Origin of the sequence: Bartonella sp. MR100HLJHH (genome assembly GCF_042194215.1) — a bacterium.
Lineage (GTDB): Bacteria > Pseudomonadota > Alphaproteobacteria > Rhizobiales > Rhizobiaceae > Bartonella > Bartonella grahamii.
In genome coordinates this window covers 127719-140658 of record NZ_JBHIMR010000006.1, presented here as the reverse complement: position 1 = coordinate 140658, position 12940 = coordinate 127719, and the positions used below count along the sequence as shown (strand labels likewise).

At 41.7% G+C, this 12940-nt stretch carries 25 protein-coding genes and 1 pseudogene; all 26 read left to right on the top strand.

Annotated elements, in window-relative coordinates:
- Positions 1-65, top strand: a pseudogene (locus ACFIJ7_RS05255) (elongation factor Tu); the annotation flags it as partial.
- Positions 66-126: 61 nt separating this feature from the next.
- Positions 127-435, top strand: coding sequence for a 30S ribosomal protein S10 (gene rpsJ, locus ACFIJ7_RS05250; RefSeq protein WP_005773267.1), 309 nt, complete (start codon positions 127-129; stop codon positions 433-435).
- 27 nt (positions 436-462) lie between these two features.
- On the top strand, positions 463-1200 hold the full coding sequence (rplC, locus tag ACFIJ7_RS05245) for a 50S ribosomal protein L3 (RefSeq protein ID WP_375635841.1): 738 nt from the start codon (positions 463-465) through the stop codon (positions 1198-1200).
- Between the two features lie 2 nt (positions 1201-1202).
- Complete coding sequence (rplD, locus tag ACFIJ7_RS05240) at positions 1203-1823, top strand: 50S ribosomal protein L4 (protein ID WP_015856586.1); 621 nt, start codon at positions 1203-1205, stop codon at positions 1821-1823.
- Positions 1820-2113: a 50S ribosomal protein L23 gene (locus ACFIJ7_RS05235; RefSeq protein WP_015856585.1), complete on the top strand. Its 294-nt coding sequence runs from the start codon at positions 1820-1822 to the stop codon at positions 2111-2113. The genes rplD and ACFIJ7_RS05235 overlap by 4 nt, the downstream gene beginning before the upstream one ends.
- 21 nt (positions 2114-2134) lie before the next feature.
- Entirely contained in the window at positions 2135-2968 is an 834-nt protein-coding gene (rplB, locus tag ACFIJ7_RS05230; protein ID WP_273788259.1) for a 50S ribosomal protein L2, read from the top strand.
- Positions 2969-2983: 15 nt separating this feature from the next.
- Positions 2984-3262 carry a 30S ribosomal protein S19 gene (rpsS, locus tag ACFIJ7_RS05225; RefSeq protein WP_004855734.1) on the top strand — a complete coding sequence of 93 codons (279 nt, stop codon included), beginning with the start codon at positions 2984-2986 and terminating at the stop codon, positions 3260-3262.
- Positions 3263-3264: 2 nt separating this feature from the next.
- Positions 3265-3654, top strand: a complete 390-nt coding sequence (rplV, locus tag ACFIJ7_RS05220; RefSeq protein ID WP_208439680.1) for a 50S ribosomal protein L22 — start codon at positions 3265-3267, stop codon at positions 3652-3654.
- A complete protein-coding gene (rpsC, locus tag ACFIJ7_RS05215; protein ID WP_015856582.1) occupies positions 3654-4364 on the top strand; it encodes a 30S ribosomal protein S3 in 711 nt (236 codons plus the stop codon). Before rplV ends, rpsC begins: the two co-directional genes overlap by 1 nt.
- A 36-nt stretch (positions 4365-4400) precedes the next feature.
- Positions 4401-4814, top strand: a complete 414-nt coding sequence (rplP, locus tag ACFIJ7_RS05210) for a 50S ribosomal protein L16 (protein ID WP_015856581.1) — start codon at positions 4401-4403, stop codon at positions 4812-4814.
- Positions 4815-4826: 12 nt separating this feature from the next.
- Positions 4827-5027, top strand: a complete 201-nt coding sequence (rpmC, locus tag ACFIJ7_RS05205) for a 50S ribosomal protein L29 (protein ID WP_273788260.1) — start codon at positions 4827-4829, stop codon at positions 5025-5027.
- Positions 5028-5038: 11 nt separating this feature from the next.
- Complete coding sequence (rpsQ, locus tag ACFIJ7_RS05200; protein WP_012231991.1) at positions 5039-5278, top strand: 30S ribosomal protein S17; 240 nt, start codon at positions 5039-5041, stop codon at positions 5276-5278.
- Positions 5279-5422: 144 nt separating this feature from the next.
- On the top strand, positions 5423-5791 hold the full coding sequence (gene rplN / locus ACFIJ7_RS05195) for a 50S ribosomal protein L14 (RefSeq protein WP_004855715.1): 369 nt from the start codon (positions 5423-5425) through the stop codon (positions 5789-5791).
- A 12-nt stretch (positions 5792-5803) separates the two neighbouring features.
- Positions 5804-6118, top strand: coding sequence for a 50S ribosomal protein L24 (gene rplX, locus ACFIJ7_RS05190; RefSeq protein ID WP_015856579.1), 315 nt, complete (start codon positions 5804-5806; stop codon positions 6116-6118).
- Positions 6111-6668, top strand: coding sequence for a 50S ribosomal protein L5 (rplE, locus tag ACFIJ7_RS05185; RefSeq protein WP_015856578.1), 558 nt, complete (start codon positions 6111-6113; stop codon positions 6666-6668). The genes rplX and rplE overlap by 8 nt, the downstream gene beginning before the upstream one ends.
- Before the next feature lie 24 nt (positions 6669-6692).
- On the top strand, positions 6693-6998 hold the full coding sequence (rpsN, locus tag ACFIJ7_RS05180; RefSeq protein WP_005773283.1) for a 30S ribosomal protein S14: 306 nt from the start codon (positions 6693-6695) through the stop codon (positions 6996-6998).
- A gap of 14 nt (positions 6999-7012) precedes the next feature.
- Positions 7013-7411 carry a 30S ribosomal protein S8 gene (rpsH, locus tag ACFIJ7_RS05175; protein WP_015856577.1) on the top strand — a complete coding sequence of 133 codons (399 nt, stop codon included), beginning with the start codon at positions 7013-7015 and terminating at the stop codon, positions 7409-7411.
- Between the two features lie 39 nt (positions 7412-7450).
- On the top strand, positions 7451-7984 hold the full coding sequence (rplF, locus tag ACFIJ7_RS05170) for a 50S ribosomal protein L6 (RefSeq protein WP_015856576.1): 534 nt from the start codon (positions 7451-7453) through the stop codon (positions 7982-7984).
- A 12-nt stretch (positions 7985-7996) separates the two neighbouring features.
- Entirely contained in the window at positions 7997-8359 is a 363-nt protein-coding gene (gene rplR, locus ACFIJ7_RS05165) for a 50S ribosomal protein L18 (protein ID WP_375635844.1), read from the top strand.
- A gap of 111 nt (positions 8360-8470) precedes the next feature.
- On the top strand, positions 8471-9019 hold the full coding sequence (rpsE, locus tag ACFIJ7_RS05160) for a 30S ribosomal protein S5 (RefSeq protein WP_015856574.1): 549 nt from the start codon (positions 8471-8473) through the stop codon (positions 9017-9019).
- A 31-nt stretch (positions 9020-9050) separates the two neighbouring features.
- A complete protein-coding gene (gene rpmD / locus ACFIJ7_RS05155) occupies positions 9051-9257 on the top strand; it encodes a 50S ribosomal protein L30 (RefSeq protein WP_375644760.1) in 207 nt (68 codons plus the stop codon).
- Positions 9258-9277: 20 nt separating this feature from the next.
- Positions 9278-9745, top strand: coding sequence for a 50S ribosomal protein L15 (gene rplO, locus ACFIJ7_RS05150; protein ID WP_015856572.1), 468 nt, complete (start codon positions 9278-9280; stop codon positions 9743-9745).
- A 162-nt stretch (positions 9746-9907) separates the two neighbouring features.
- Positions 9908-11254 (top strand): preprotein translocase subunit SecY, encoded by a 1347-nt coding sequence (gene secY, locus ACFIJ7_RS05145; protein ID WP_375644759.1) that lies wholly within the window; start codon positions 9908-9910, stop codon positions 11252-11254.
- Positions 11251-11829 (top strand): adenylate kinase, encoded by a 579-nt coding sequence (locus ACFIJ7_RS05140; RefSeq protein ID WP_375644758.1) that lies wholly within the window; start codon positions 11251-11253, stop codon positions 11827-11829. Before secY ends, ACFIJ7_RS05140 begins: the two co-directional genes overlap by 4 nt.
- Positions 11830-12010: 181 nt before the next feature.
- Positions 12011-12379: a 30S ribosomal protein S13 gene (gene rpsM / locus ACFIJ7_RS05135; protein WP_026500557.1), complete on the top strand. Its 369-nt coding sequence runs from the start codon at positions 12011-12013 to the stop codon at positions 12377-12379.
- A 114-nt stretch (positions 12380-12493) separates the two neighbouring features.
- Positions 12494-12883, top strand: a complete 390-nt coding sequence (rpsK, locus tag ACFIJ7_RS05130; RefSeq protein WP_007347762.1) for a 30S ribosomal protein S11 — start codon at positions 12494-12496, stop codon at positions 12881-12883.
- Positions 12884-12940 lie beyond the last annotated feature (57 nt).

Here is a 12940-nt window from a genome sequence, read left to right as displayed (position 1 = left end):
GTTTTGCTATTCGTGAAGGTGGTCGTACTGTTGGTGCCGGTATCGTCTCTAAGATCATTGAATAAATAATGCTTGTTGAGTGCTTTCATTATTGAAGGCACTTTGTATAACAGGGAAATAAAGAGCATGAACAGTCAAAATATTCGCATTCGCTTAAAAGCGTTTGATCATAGAATTCTTGATACGTCGACGCGTGAGATTGTATCGACTGCTAAACGTACCGGTGCAAATGTCCGTGGTCCCATTCCGCTTCCGACGCGGATTGAGAAGTTTACGGTCAATCGTGGACCGCATATCGATAAGAAGAGTCGTGAGCAGTTTGAGATGCGAACACATAAGCGTCTTCTTGATATTGTTGATCCAACGCCGCAAACAGTGGATGCGCTTATGAAGCTCGATCTTTCTGCTGGTGTGGATGTAGAAATTAAGCTCTGAGGTTTGAGGACAGAAGGAACAGACCCGATGCGTTCAGGTGTAATAGCACAGAAGCTGGGCATGACCCGTATTTATAATGATGCTGGTGAGCATGTGCCGGTGACCGTACTTCGTTTGGAGAATTGTCAAGTCGTTGCTCAGCGTACAGTTGAAAAGAATGGTTATACTGCTGTTCAATTAGGTGTAGGCTTTGCTAAGGTTAAGAATACTTCACAAGCTCTTCGTGGACATTTTGCTAAGGCTTCTGTTGAGCCTAAAGCTAAAATAGCAGAGTTTCGTGTAAGTCCCGACAATCTTCTTGATGTTGGTACTGAGATTACGGTGGAACATTTTGTTCCAGGACAAAGAGTTGATGTGACTGGTACCAGTATTGGTAAGGGGTTTGCTGGTGTTATGAAACGGCATAACTTTGGTGGGCATCGTGCTTCCCATGGTAATTCGATTACACATCGTGCTCATGGTTCTACAGGGCAGTGTCAAGATCCTGGTAAAGTTTTTAAAGGTAAAAAAATGGCTGGCCATATGGGGCAAGTGCGTGTAACAACACAGAATATTGAAGTTATTTCCACGGATAGTGAACGTGGTTTAATTTTAGTGCGTGGTGCTGTTTCTGGTTCTAAAGGTTCTTGGATTTTGGTACGGGATGCTGTGAAGAAGCCTCTTCCTGATAATGCTCCAAAGCCTGCTGGTATTCGCCGTCTTGTGAAGGAGAAAACGGAAATGGTTACTCCGGTGACGGAAACCTCTGAAGTTGAGGGAGCCTAATAATGGATCTTGTAATTAAAACTCTTGATGGTAATGAAGCTGGCAAATTAAAGGTTTCTGAAGCTATTTTTGATCTTGTTCCACGTGAGGATATTTTGCAACGTGTTGTTCGTTGGCAGCTTGCACGTCGTCAGCAGGGGAGTCATCAATCCCAAGGTCGTTCTGATGTGTCGCGAACAGGGGCAAAAATGTTTAAGCAAAAAGGAACTGGGCGTGCTCGACATTCATCTGCCCGTGCACCGCAGTTTAGAGGTGGGGGTAAGGCACATGGACCAGTGGTTCGTAGTCATGCGCATGATCTTCCTAAAAAGATTCGTGCTCTTGGGTTACGTCTTGCTTTATCTGCAAAATTAAAAGCAAAAGACTTAATTATTGTGGATGAGTTGACTGTTAAGGATGCGAAAACGAAAATGCTTGTTTCTCATTTTTCTAAGCTTGGATTTAATAACGCTCTCTTGATTGGTGGTAAAGAGATTGATATTAACTTTTTTCGTGCAGTCTCTAATATCCCTAATATTGATATTTTGCCTATTCAGGGAATTAATGTTTATGATATTTTGCGTCGCAGCAAACTTGTTTTATCAAAGGCAGCTGTTGAGGCTCTTGAGGAGCGTTTTAAATGACAGATCTTCGCCATTATGATATAATTATTAGTCCAGTTATTACTGAAAAGTCGACTATGATTTCTGAATATAATCAAGTTGCTTTTAATGTCGCGCCGAAAGCGACGAAGCCTGAGATTAAGGCTGCTATTGAAGCGCTTTTTAGCGTAAAAGTTAAAGCAGTTAACACGATAGTCCGTAAGGGTAAAGTGAAGCGTTTCAAAGGTATAGTTGGTCGGCAAAGTGATGTCAAAAAAGCGATCGTAACTCTGGCCAATGGTCAGACTATCGACGTTTCGACAGGTCTTTAAAGAGGCTCGGAGATAGGAATAATGGCACTTAAGCAATTTAATCCAACGACACCTGGGCAGCGTCAGCTTGTTATTGTGGAACGTTCTTGTCTTTATAAGGGAAAACCTATAAAGATGTTGACTGAAGGTTTGTCTTCAAAGGGTGGACGCAATAATCGCGGTCGTGTTACTGCTCGTTTTCAGGGTGGTGGACATAAACGTAGTTATCGGTTTGTCGACTTTAAGCGTCTTAAACGTGATGTTTCGGCAAAGGTTGAGCGTTTAGAATATGATCCTAACCGTACTGCTTTTATTGCTTTAATTCGCTATGAGGACGGGCAATTGAGTTATATTCTTGCGCCACAGCGTCTTGCGGTTGGTGATTCTGTTATGGCTGGTTTAAATGTGGATGTTAAACCAGGTAATGCTATGCCTCTTGCTAATATGCCCGTAGGTACAATTATTCATAATGTTGAGATGAAGCCAGGAAAAGGGGGGCAGATTGCACGTTCAGCGGGTACTTATGCGCAGTTGGTTGGACGAGATCATGGTATGGCTATTCTTCGTTTAAATTCTGGTGAACAGCGTTTGGTTCCTAGTAGCTGTTTTGCAACTGTTGGTGCTGTTTCAAATCCTGATCATGGGAATATTAATGATGGTAAGGCAGGTCGGTCACGTTGGCGTGGTAAACGTCCACATGTTCGTGGTGTTGCTATGAACCCCGTTGATCATCCGCACGGTGGTGGTGAAGGTCGTACATCGGGGGGGCGCCATCCAGTATCTCCTTGGGGTAAGCCTACGAAAGGTAAGCGTACGCGCTCCAATAAAGCCACTGATAAATTTATTATGCGTACGCGTCATCAACGCAAGAAATGAGAAAGGTAGTCTGAAGTGGTTCGTTCAGTGTGGAAAGGTCCGTTTGTTGACGGCTATCTTCTTGGTAAAGCAGAGAAGGTACGTGCAAGTGGGCGCAATGAAGTTATAAAAATATGGAGTCGTCGCTCTACTATTTTACCGCAATTTGTTGGTTTAACTTTTGGTGTTTACAACGGTAATAAGCATATTCCTGTTTCTGTTTCTGAAGAGATGGTTGGACATAAGTTTGGTGAGTTCGCTCCTACCCGGACTTATTATGGTCATGGTGCCGATAAAAAAGCGAAGAGGAAGTAGGAATGGGAAAAGCTAAAGTTTCGCGCCAGCTTAGAGATAATGAAGCAAGAGCTGTCACGCGGACAATTCGTGTTAGTCCGCAGAAGCTTAATTTAGTTGCTGCAATGATTCGTGGTAAAAGAGTTAATGTAGCACTCGCTGATTTGATGTTTTCACGCAAGCGTATTGCTGCTACTGTGAAAAAAACGCTTGAATCAGCAATTGCAAATGCAGAGAATAACCACGATCTTGATATTGATTCGCTTATTGTGGCGGAAGCTTATGTTGGTAAGTCGATAGTGATGAAGCGCTTTCATGTTCGTGGTCGAGGGCGTGCTAGTAGAATTGAACGTCCATTTTCGCATCTTACTGTTATTGTTCGTGAAGTTACCGAAAAAGTGGAGGCCGCGTAATGGGTCAGAAGATCAATCCAATAGGACTTCGTCTTGGTGTTAATCGGACTTGGGATTCTCGTTGGTATGCTGATAGTGGTGAATATGGGCGCCTTCTTCATGAAGATTTGAAAATTCGTTCATATGTGCTGGAGGAGCTTAAACAGGCGGCTATTTCGAAGGTTGTTATTGAGCGTCCTCATAAGAAGTGTCGTATTACGATTCATTCTGCACGTCCTGGTTTGATTATTGGTAAAAAGGGTGCTGATATCGAAAAGCTTCGTCGTAAGCTCTCAGAAATGACGGATGCTGAAACTTCATTAAATATTGTGGAGATTCGTAAACCGGAGATTGATGCCACGATTATTGCGCAATCAATTGCTCAACAGTTAGAGCGTCGTGTTGCTTTTCGTCGTGCAATGAAGCGTGCTGTTCAGTCTGCTATGCGTCTTGGTGCGGAAGGTATTCGTATCAATTGTTCTGGCCGTCTTGGTGGTGCTGAAATTGCTCGTATGGAATGGTATCGTGAAGGTCGTGTTCCACTTCATACCTTGCGTTCTGATGTTGATTACGGTACAGCAGAAGCTAAGACCGCTTATGGTATTTGTGGTATTAAAGTTTGGGTCTTTAAGGGTGAGATTCTTGAGCATGATCCGATGGCTTCAGAACGTCGTGCTACGGAAGTTGATCAATCTGGTTCTTCATCGAATCGTCGCCGTGAAAATGCTTAGTTTTTGAGATTGAACTAAAATTTGGAGTAGAGAACAATGTTGCAGCCAAAGCGCACAAAGTTCCGTAAACAGTTCAAGGGCCGTATTCACGGTGTTGCGAAGGGTGGTACGGATTTGAATTTCGGTGCCTACGGTTTGAAGGCTGTTGAGCCGGAGCGGATTACTGCTCGTCAAATTGAAGCGGCGCGCCGTGCGATTACGCGTTATATGAAGCGTTCTGGTCGTGTATGGATTCGCATTTTTCCAGATCTTCCGGTTACATCTAAACCGACTGAAGTTCGTATGGGTAAAGGTAAGGGAAGTGTCGATTATTGGGCTGCACGTGTTGCTCCTGGACGCATCATGTTTGAGCTTGATGGCGTTCCTGAGGATGTTGCACGTGAAGCACTAAGATTGGGTGCTGCAAAGTTGCCTATAAAAACGCGTTTCATCCAGCGTATTGCTGAATAATGAGGTTAAGCGATGAAAGCCACAGAATTACGGGCGCAAACGCTCGACCAAATGAAAGATGAATTGGCTAAGTTAAAGAAAGAGCAATTTAATTTGCGTTTTCAAAAAGCAACAGGTCAATTAGAAAAGACTGCGCGTGTTAGACAAGTTCGTCGTGATATTGCGCGTATTAAAACTTTTCTTCGTCAAAAGGTAAGTGAAAGTAAGGTTTAAGGAAATGAGAGATGCCTAAACGCGTTTTGCAGGGTGTTGTTATTAGCGACAAAAGTGATAAGACTGTTGTTGTCAAAGTTGAGCGCCGTTATTCTCATCCGCTTCTTAAGAAGACTGTTCGGCAGTCCAAAAATTATAAAGCGCATGACGAAAACAACCAATTCAAGATTGGGGATCAAGTTTCTATTCAAGAATCTAGACCAATTTCGAAAGATAAATGTTGGATTGTTGTAAAAGACAATGTAGCGTAATGAGTTAAGTTTATTGTTTTAGAATTTAACAGTGTTTTTATCATTGATAAATTTAAAGGCGATGACTTTATCGTTATTTGGCAGGCAAATCCGAGTGTATAAAAGGTACAATCGGATATATGTGTTAAGAGAAGGTGGCCAGTCATGATTCAGATGCAAACAAACCTCGACGTTGCTGATAATTCTGGTGCTCGTCGTGTCATGTGCATCAAGGTGTTAGGCGGTTCAAAGCGGAAATATGCTTCGGTCGGTGACATTATTGTTGTTTCGGTTAAGGATGCTATTCCTCGTGGCCGTGTTAAAAAAGGTGATGTTATGAAAGCTGTTGTGGTTCGTACTGCTAAGGATATTCGTCGCGCAGATGGTAGTGTCATTCGTTTTGATAGTAATGCTGCGGTTTTAGTGGATAATAAAAAAGAGCCGATCGGTACTCGTATCTTTGGACCTGTTCCCCGCGAATTGCGTGGTAGGAATCACATGAAGATCATCTCGCTCGCTCCTGAAGTTCTGTAAGGAGTAAATGTTATGCAGAAGATTCGAAAAGGTGATAAAGTTGTTGTTTTATCCGGTAAGGATAAAGGATGTAGTGGTGAAGTAATTAAGGTTAGTCCAAAAGAGAATAAGGCTTTTGTTCGTGGGATTAATATGATTAAACGTCATCAACGTCAAACGCAGAAGCAAGAAGCTGGAATTATTTCTAAAGAAGCTCCGATTCATCTGTCTAATTTGGCGATTGCTGATCCTAAAGATGGTAAGCCTACACGTGTAGGCTTTCGTATGAATGCAGATGGTAATAAAGTGCGTTTTGCCAAGCGTTCGGGAGAGTTGATTAATGGCTGAGGAAAGACAAATACCGCGTATGAAAGCGCATTATTTTGAAGTGATTCGTAAAGCGCTTCAAGAGAAGTTTAATTACAGAAATGCGATGCAAATTCCGCGGATTGATAAAATTGTAATAAATATGGGGATAGGTGAAGCAACTGCTGATTCGAAGAAGCCTTCCCTTGCTGCTGAGGATTTAGGGCTCATAACAGGTCAGAAGGCTGTTGTTACACGTGCGCGTAATTCTATTGCGACCTTTAAGGTTCGTGAAGGAATGCCTCTTGGGGCTAAAGTTACATTGCGTAAAGATCGTATGTTTGAGTTTTTAGATCGTCTTGTTACGATTGCTCTTCCGAGGGTTCGTGACTTTCGTGGTTTGAATCCAAAGAGTTTTGATGGTCGTGGCAATTTTGCTATGGGTATTAAAGAACACATTGTGTTTCCAGAAATCAACTATGATAAAGTTGATCAAATTTGGGGCATGGATATTATTGTTTGTACGACAGCAAAAACGGATGATGAGGCTCGTGAGTTATTGCGTGCTTTTAATTTTCCTTTTCGTTCGTAACGGCAGACATAGTGAGGTGAAAGTATGGCCAAAGTAAGTGCCGTTGAAAAAAATAAGCGTCGTGAGGTGATGGTAAAGCGTTATGCTGCCCGTCGTGCACGTTTGAAAGCAATAGTTATGGATCAGAAGGTTTCTCTTGAAGAACGTTTTAAAGCTTCTGTTCAGTTGGCAGAGTTGCCGCGTAATTCTTCGAAAGTTCGTATTCGTAATCGCTGTGAGGTTTCAGGTCGTCCGCGGGCTTATTATCGTAAATTAAAAATGTCGCGAATTGCGTTGCGTGAGCTTGGCTCTATTGGCCATATTCCTGGTATTGTAAAGTCTAGTTGGTAAGAGGAGATTATTTAATGTCTATGTCAGATCCTCTTGGTGATATGTTAACACGTATTCGTAATGCACTTGGTCGTAAAAAAGGTAAAGTAGTTACTCCAGCTTCGAAGCTTCGTGCGCACGTTCTTGATGTTCTTCAGTCGGAAGGTTATATTCGTGGATATAATCAAATTGATTTAGGTGATGGGAAAGCTGAAATTGAAATCGAATTGAAGTATTTTGAAGGGCTGGCTGCTATTCGTGAGATTTCACGTGTATCAAAGCCAGGTCGTCGTGTGTATGTTTCTGCTAAGTCACTTCCACAGGTGGCAAATGGTCTTGGTATTTCGATTTTATCGACTCCTAAAGGCGTCATGGCAGATCATGAGGCGCGTGAACAGAATGTTGGTGGAGAACTCCTTTGTCGTGTTTTCTAAGTTATGTCAAGAAAACGGAAGAAAAAGTAGGTTAGAACAATGTCTCGTATTGGAAAGAAACCCATTTCAATTCCTTCTGGAGTTACTGCTACTGTTGAAGGTCAGCTGGTTAAGGCAAAAGGTCCAAAAGGTGAGCTGAGCTACGTCGTCAATGATGAAGTCTTAGTCAAGTTTGAGGAAAATATCATATCAGTTATGCCGCGGGATCAGTCAAAAGATGCGCGTTCTAAATGGGGTATGTCGCGCTCAATGATTGAGAACATTTTTTGTGGTGTGAAGGATGGTTTTGAAAAGAGGTTGGAGATTAATGGGGTTGGTTATCGTGCTGCTTTGCAGGGTAAGGATGTCCAACTATCTCTAGGCTTTTCCCATGATGTGGTTTATAAAGTTCCATCGGGTGTTACTGTAACTGTTCCTAAGCCGACAGAAATTGTTGTTTCTGGAATTGATAAACAGCAAGTTGGACAAGTTGCAGCGGAGATTCGTGAGTATCGTAGACCTGAGCCTTATAAAGGTAAAGGTGTTAAGCATGCAGATGAACGCATCTTCCGTAAAGAAGGTAAAAAGAAATAAGGATTTTGTATTATGGTTTCATCTAAGGACATTATCCAACGTCGTGCAAGGCGTGTTCGTCGTAGAATTAAAGTGGTTTCTCATGATCGTCCTCGGCTTAGTGTTTATCGTTCAAATCAGAACATTTATGCTCAAGTTATCGATGATTTGCGGGGATGTACACTTGTTTCAGCCTCTACTCTTGAAAGTGATTTAAAAAAGTCGTTAAAGAGTGGTGCTGATAAAAAAGCAGCTTTTGCTGTTGGTAAGTTAATTGCTGAGCGTGCGAAGCAAGCGGGTGTTAATGAAGTGGTTTTTGATCGTGGAGCGTATGTGTATCATGGTCGAGTCAAGGCTTTAGCTGAAGCTGCTCGTGAAGGTGGTTTGAATTTCTAAAATTTCTTATTTGTGAGTGAGTAAGGAGAGTTTAGAGTATTTCGTTTAAGTTCTTCCAGTTTGATGAGGGACTTTGTTATCGTGCTTCCGGAAAAGAAAAAGGAATGAGGAATGGCACAAAAAGAACGTGGTGAGAGAGAAGAACGCGATAATGAGTTTGTCGATAGGCTAGTTCATATCAATCGTGTTGCTAAAGTTGTAAAGGGTGGTCGGCGTTTTGGTTTTGCTGCTCTTGTTGTTGTTGGAGATCAAAAAGGGCGTGTAGGTTTTGGACATGGTAAAGCCCGTGAAGTTCCAGAAGCCGTTCGTAAAGCAACGGAATCTGCAAAACGTGGGATGATTTATGTTCCGCTTCGGTCTGGACGTACATTGCACCATGATCTTGAAGGGCGTCACGGAGCTGGGCGTGTTTTACTACGTTCGGCTTCTGCTGGTACTGGTATTATTGCTGGGGGACCGATGCGTGCTATTTTTGAAGCTCTTGGTATGCAGGATGTCGTTGCAAAATCATTGGGATCGTCTAATCCTTATAACATGGTTCGTGCAACATTTGATGCATTGAAACATCAAATGCATCCTAGAGATATTGCTGCTCAACGTGGTATAAAATATTCGACTTTGCAGGCGCGTCGTCGCCATTTAGTTGACCTAGAAGGATAGTTTCTGAGATTATCAGAAAAGGAATTAGGAAATGGTTCAGAACAAATCTCAGAGTGGTAAAACTATCACGGTGGAGCAAATTGGAAGCCCTATTCGAAACTCACAGATTCAGCGTGCAACCTTAAAGGGGCTTGGACTAAATAAAATGCGTCGTCGGCGCGTTTTAGATGATACACTTTGTGTGCGGGGTATGATTGCTCAGGTTCGGCATCTTGTTCGCGTTATAGATGAAGGTTAAGGGTTGCGGGAGTATTAGATATGAAACTCAATGAACTGCGTGATTGTGAAGGCGCAACAAAAAATCGTAAGCGTGTTGGGCGTGGTATTGGTTCCGGTACGGGTAAGACTGGTGGTCGTGGTGTAAAAGGGCAAAAGTCGCGCTCTGGTGTTTCCCTTAATGGTTTTGAAGGTGGGCAAATGCCTATCTATCGTCGTTTGCCAAAACGTGGATTTAGAAATTTCTTTGCCAAAACCTACAATGAAGTTTCACTAGGACGTATTCAGTTGGCAGTTGATGCAGGTAAGTTGAATATTGAAAAGCCTGTTGATATGATTGCTTTGAAAGAAGCTGGTATTATTCGTCGTGAAAAAGATGGGGTTCGTCTTCTTTCTGATGGTGATTTGAAGGCTAAGATTACCTTTCATGTTTCTGGTGCTTCACAAGCTGCTCGTGTTAAGATTGAAAAAGTGGGTGGTCAGGTTATTTTTCCTGATATTGCTCAATAATTTTTTAATATGAGTAGAGACCTAAAGAAGAGTTACATCTGTTCTGTGGGATCTTTTGTGGAGAATTTTTTAAGTTCTGCATTTATTTGTGTATGCATATATGAATTTTAGGGTTATACTTCTGTGATTTAAAGAACTGGAGTAGTGAAGTGGAGACGTTTTATGGCATCAGCAGCAGAGCAATTTGCTTCCAATATAAACTTCGGTACCTTTTCTCGTGCAACTGAATTAAAGAAACGCATCTGGTTTACTCTGGCAGCGCTTCTTGTATATCGCTTTGGCACTTACATCTCTCTTCCAGGTATTAATATCGATGCTTTACGGCAAACATTCGAACATCACGCGTCGGGTGTATTAGGACTCTTTAATATGTTTGCTGGGGGTGCCGTTGGGCGTATGGCTATTTTTGCGCTAGGTATCATGCCTTATATATCGGCATCTATTATTGTGCAATTGTTAACATCTATTATTCCTTCTTTGGAAACTCTTAAAAAAGAAGGGGAATTAGGTCGTAAGATTATCAATCAATATACGCGTTATGTAACAGTAGTATTGGCGATTCTACAAGCTTTTGGTATTGCGGTTGCGCTTGAAAGCGGTATAGGGACGGGGCTTCAAATTGTTTTAGAACCAGGTCTTATGTTTCGTATTTCTTCTGTTATTACCCTTGTTGGCGGAACGATATTTCTCATGTGGCTTGGCGAGCAAATTACGTCACGTGGTGTTGGTAATGGGGTTTCTCTTATCATTTTTACAGGGATTGTAGCCAATTTCCCTTCTACTTTTGCTCAGCTTTTGACAGCTCATAGTCAGGCTGATTTATCAACTTTTCTTTTAATAGGAATCGTTCTTATTGCTGTTTTGGTTATTGGGCTTATTGTTTTTATAGAGCGTGCGCAACGGCGAATTCTTATCCAGTATCCAAAACGTCAGGTCGGGAATCAAATGTTTCAAGGAGATATGTCGCATCTTCCTTTAAAGTTGAATACTGCTGGTGTTATTCCACCTATTTTTGCTTCCTCTTTATTATTATTACCTGCCACTATTAATAATTTTTCTGATAAAATGCCACAATGGGTTCAGTCGATTTCTTATGCTCTTGGTCATGGACAGCCACTTTATATGATTGTTTATGCATTTTTAATGGCGTTTTTTTGCTTTTTTTATACAGCTATTGTGTTTAATCCAAGTGATACTGCAGATCAGTTGAAAAAGCATTCTGGTTTTATTCCAGGGATTCGTCCAGGTGAGCGTACAGCCGAGTATATTGATTACGTTTTGACGCGTATTACTGTTGTGGGCGCTGTTTATATTATCTTGGTTTGTTTGTTACCTGAATTTATGATATCTGCATTGCAGGTTCCTTTTTATCTTGGGGGAACATCCTTGTTGATTGTTGTTACTGTTACGCTTGATACGGTTGCTCAAATTCAGGGGTATCTTGTTGCCCACCAATATGAAGGGTTGATAAAAAAATCAAAACTTCGTGGAGGTAGAAGGAATCGATGAGAGTTATTCTTTTAGGTCCTCCTGGAGCGGGAAAAGGTACGCAAGCAAAAATGTTGACTGAGGAATATAACATTCCTCATTTATCAACAGGGGATATGTTGCGTGAGGTGATTGCCAAAGAAACGGAGATTGGTAAAAAAGCTAAAGCTATTATAAGTTCTGGTGCTTTGGTTCCTGATAATATTGTTAACCAAATCGTATCAGATCGGATTGATGAAACTGATTGTGTAAACGGTTTTGTTTTGGATGGATATCCTCGAACTGTGGGGCAGGCAGAAGCGTTACAACGGATTTTGCAGTCAAAAAATATGCGGCTTGATGCTGTTATTGAGTTGTGTGTTGATGAAGACGTGTTGATTGAACGTATGAAGAAGCGCGTTGAGGAAACAATAGCGGCTGGTGGACAGGTTCGTTTAGATGACAATCCTGTTGCTTTTACAAAAAGATTAGTAGAATATCGTGAAAAAACCGCTCCCTTATCAAAATTTTATTCAGAGAGGGGAATGTTGAGGGTCATTGATGGAATGATTGGTATTACTGAAGTGACACGCATGATTAGAGGTTTTCTTTCATGAGATTTTTTTTTAGGAATAAATGAAAAGAGTTGACTTTTGAGATGAAATCTATCACAAATAAGTTTAATTTATTTTAGTGAAATAATAGGATTCGGAAGAATTTTTTTCTGAGTCTATTTTTTTCTGTAAGGTATATCAGGTATTTTATAACAATTTGTCAAAATAACTAAGGAGAGTAGGCGTGGCTCGTATTGCTGGCGTCAATATCCCGACAAATAAGCGTGTAATTATTGCGCTTCAATATATCCACGGGATTGGACCAAAATTTGCTCAAGAAATTATTGAAAGAGTTGGCATTCCCTTGGGGCGTCGTGTGCATGAGCTTTCAGATGCTGAGGTGCTGCAGATTCGTGAGGCGATAGATCAAGGCTATCAAGTTGAAGGTGATCTTCGTCGTGAGGTTGCTATGAATGTTAAACGTTTGATGGACCTTGGTTGTTATCGAGGATTGCGTCATCGCCGGTCTTTGCCTGTCCGAGGGCAGCGTACACATACAAATGCTCGTACGCGTAAAGGACCAGCTAAGGCAATTGCCGGTAAAAAGAAATAAGAGCCTTTTTGGAAGGTTTTTATATATTCTGTTTCTTGTTTGATTGTTTTGACAAGGAAAAGAAGGTGGAGCTGCTGATGTTACGGCAGTGATGAGATCGTTGAAAGGGAAATTATGGCCAAGGAAGCCACACGTGTTCGTCGTCGCGAACGTAAAAATATTTCATCGGGTGTTGTGCATATTAATTCAACATTTAATAACACAATGATTACTATTACTGATGCTCAGGGTAATGCAATTGCTTGGTCATCTGCGGGGGCTCAGGGGTTTAAAGGTGCGCGTAAATCGACACCTTTTGCTGCTCAAGTTGCTGCGGAGGATTGTGCAAGAAAAGCGCAAGAGCATGGTATGCGTTCTTTGGAAGTTGAAGTTTGTGGACCTGGATCAGGGCGTGAATCTGCTCTACGTGCATTGCAATCTGTTGGTTTTGTCATTACTTCTATTCGTGATGTAACACCAATTCCTCATAATGGATGTCGTCCGCGGAAAAGGCGGCGTGTTTAATTGGGTGTTGTTTTTTGTTGTCGGAGATTTCTCTGATGTTCACATTGGTCGTTACGA

Bases quoted from the DNA above. Each gene is read 5' to 3' on its own strand.
- rplN (WP_004855715.1), top strand. From the start codon at position 5,423: ATGATTCAGATGCAAACAAACCTCGACGTTGCTGATAATTCTGGTGCT.
- rplV (WP_208439680.1), top strand. From the start codon at position 3,265: ATGGGAAAAGCTAAAGTTTCGCGCCAGCTTAGAGATAATGAAGCAAGA.
- rplX (WP_015856579.1), top strand. From the start codon at position 5,804: ATGCAGAAGATTCGAAAAGGTGATAAAGTTGTTGTTTTATCCGGTAAG.
- rpsE (WP_015856574.1), top strand. From the start codon at position 8,471: ATGGCACAAAAAGAACGTGGTGAGAGAGAAGAACGCGATAATGAGTTT.
- rplO (WP_015856572.1), top strand. From the start codon at position 9,278: ATGAAACTCAATGAACTGCGTGATTGTGAAGGCGCAACAAAAAATCGT.
- rplR (WP_375635844.1), top strand. From the start codon at position 7,997: ATGGTTTCATCTAAGGACATTATCCAACGTCGTGCAAGGCGTGTTCGT.
- rplD (WP_015856586.1), top strand. From the start codon at position 1,203: ATGGATCTTGTAATTAAAACTCTTGATGGTAATGAAGCTGGCAAATTA.
- ACFIJ7_RS05235 (WP_015856585.1), top strand. From the start codon at position 1,820: ATGACAGATCTTCGCCATTATGATATAATTATTAGTCCAGTTATTACT.
- rpsH (WP_015856577.1), top strand. From the start codon at position 7,013: ATGTCTATGTCAGATCCTCTTGGTGATATGTTAACACGTATTCGTAAT.
- rpmD (WP_375644760.1), top strand. From the start codon at position 9,051: ATGGTTCAGAACAAATCTCAGAGTGGTAAAACTATCACGGTGGAGCAA.
- rpsN (WP_005773283.1), top strand. From the start codon at position 6,693: ATGGCCAAAGTAAGTGCCGTTGAAAAAAATAAGCGTCGTGAGGTGATG.
- secY (WP_375644759.1), top strand. From the start codon at position 9,908: ATGGCATCAGCAGCAGAGCAATTTGCTTCCAATATAAACTTCGGTACC.
- ACFIJ7_RS05140 (WP_375644758.1), top strand. From the start codon at position 11,251: ATGAGAGTTATTCTTTTAGGTCCTCCTGGAGCGGGAAAAGGTACGCAA.
- rpsC (WP_015856582.1), top strand. From the start codon at position 3,654: ATGGGTCAGAAGATCAATCCAATAGGACTTCGTCTTGGTGTTAATCGG.
- rplP (WP_015856581.1), top strand. From the start codon at position 4,401: ATGTTGCAGCCAAAGCGCACAAAGTTCCGTAAACAGTTCAAGGGCCGT.
- rplE (WP_015856578.1), top strand. From the start codon at position 6,111: ATGGCTGAGGAAAGACAAATACCGCGTATGAAAGCGCATTATTTTGAA.
- rplB (WP_273788259.1), top strand. From the start codon at position 2,135: ATGGCACTTAAGCAATTTAATCCAACGACACCTGGGCAGCGTCAGCTT.
- rplC (WP_375635841.1), top strand. From the start codon at position 463: ATGCGTTCAGGTGTAATAGCACAGAAGCTGGGCATGACCCGTATTTAT.
- rpsJ (WP_005773267.1), top strand. From the start codon at position 127: ATGAACAGTCAAAATATTCGCATTCGCTTAAAAGCGTTTGATCATAGA.
- rpsK (WP_007347762.1), top strand. From the start codon at position 12,494: ATGGCCAAGGAAGCCACACGTGTTCGTCGTCGCGAACGTAAAAATATT.
- rpsQ (WP_012231991.1), top strand. From the start codon at position 5,039: ATGCCTAAACGCGTTTTGCAGGGTGTTGTTATTAGCGACAAAAGTGAT.
- rpmC (WP_273788260.1), top strand. From the start codon at position 4,827: ATGAAAGCCACAGAATTACGGGCGCAAACGCTCGACCAAATGAAAGAT.
- rplF (WP_015856576.1), top strand. From the start codon at position 7,451: ATGTCTCGTATTGGAAAGAAACCCATTTCAATTCCTTCTGGAGTTACT.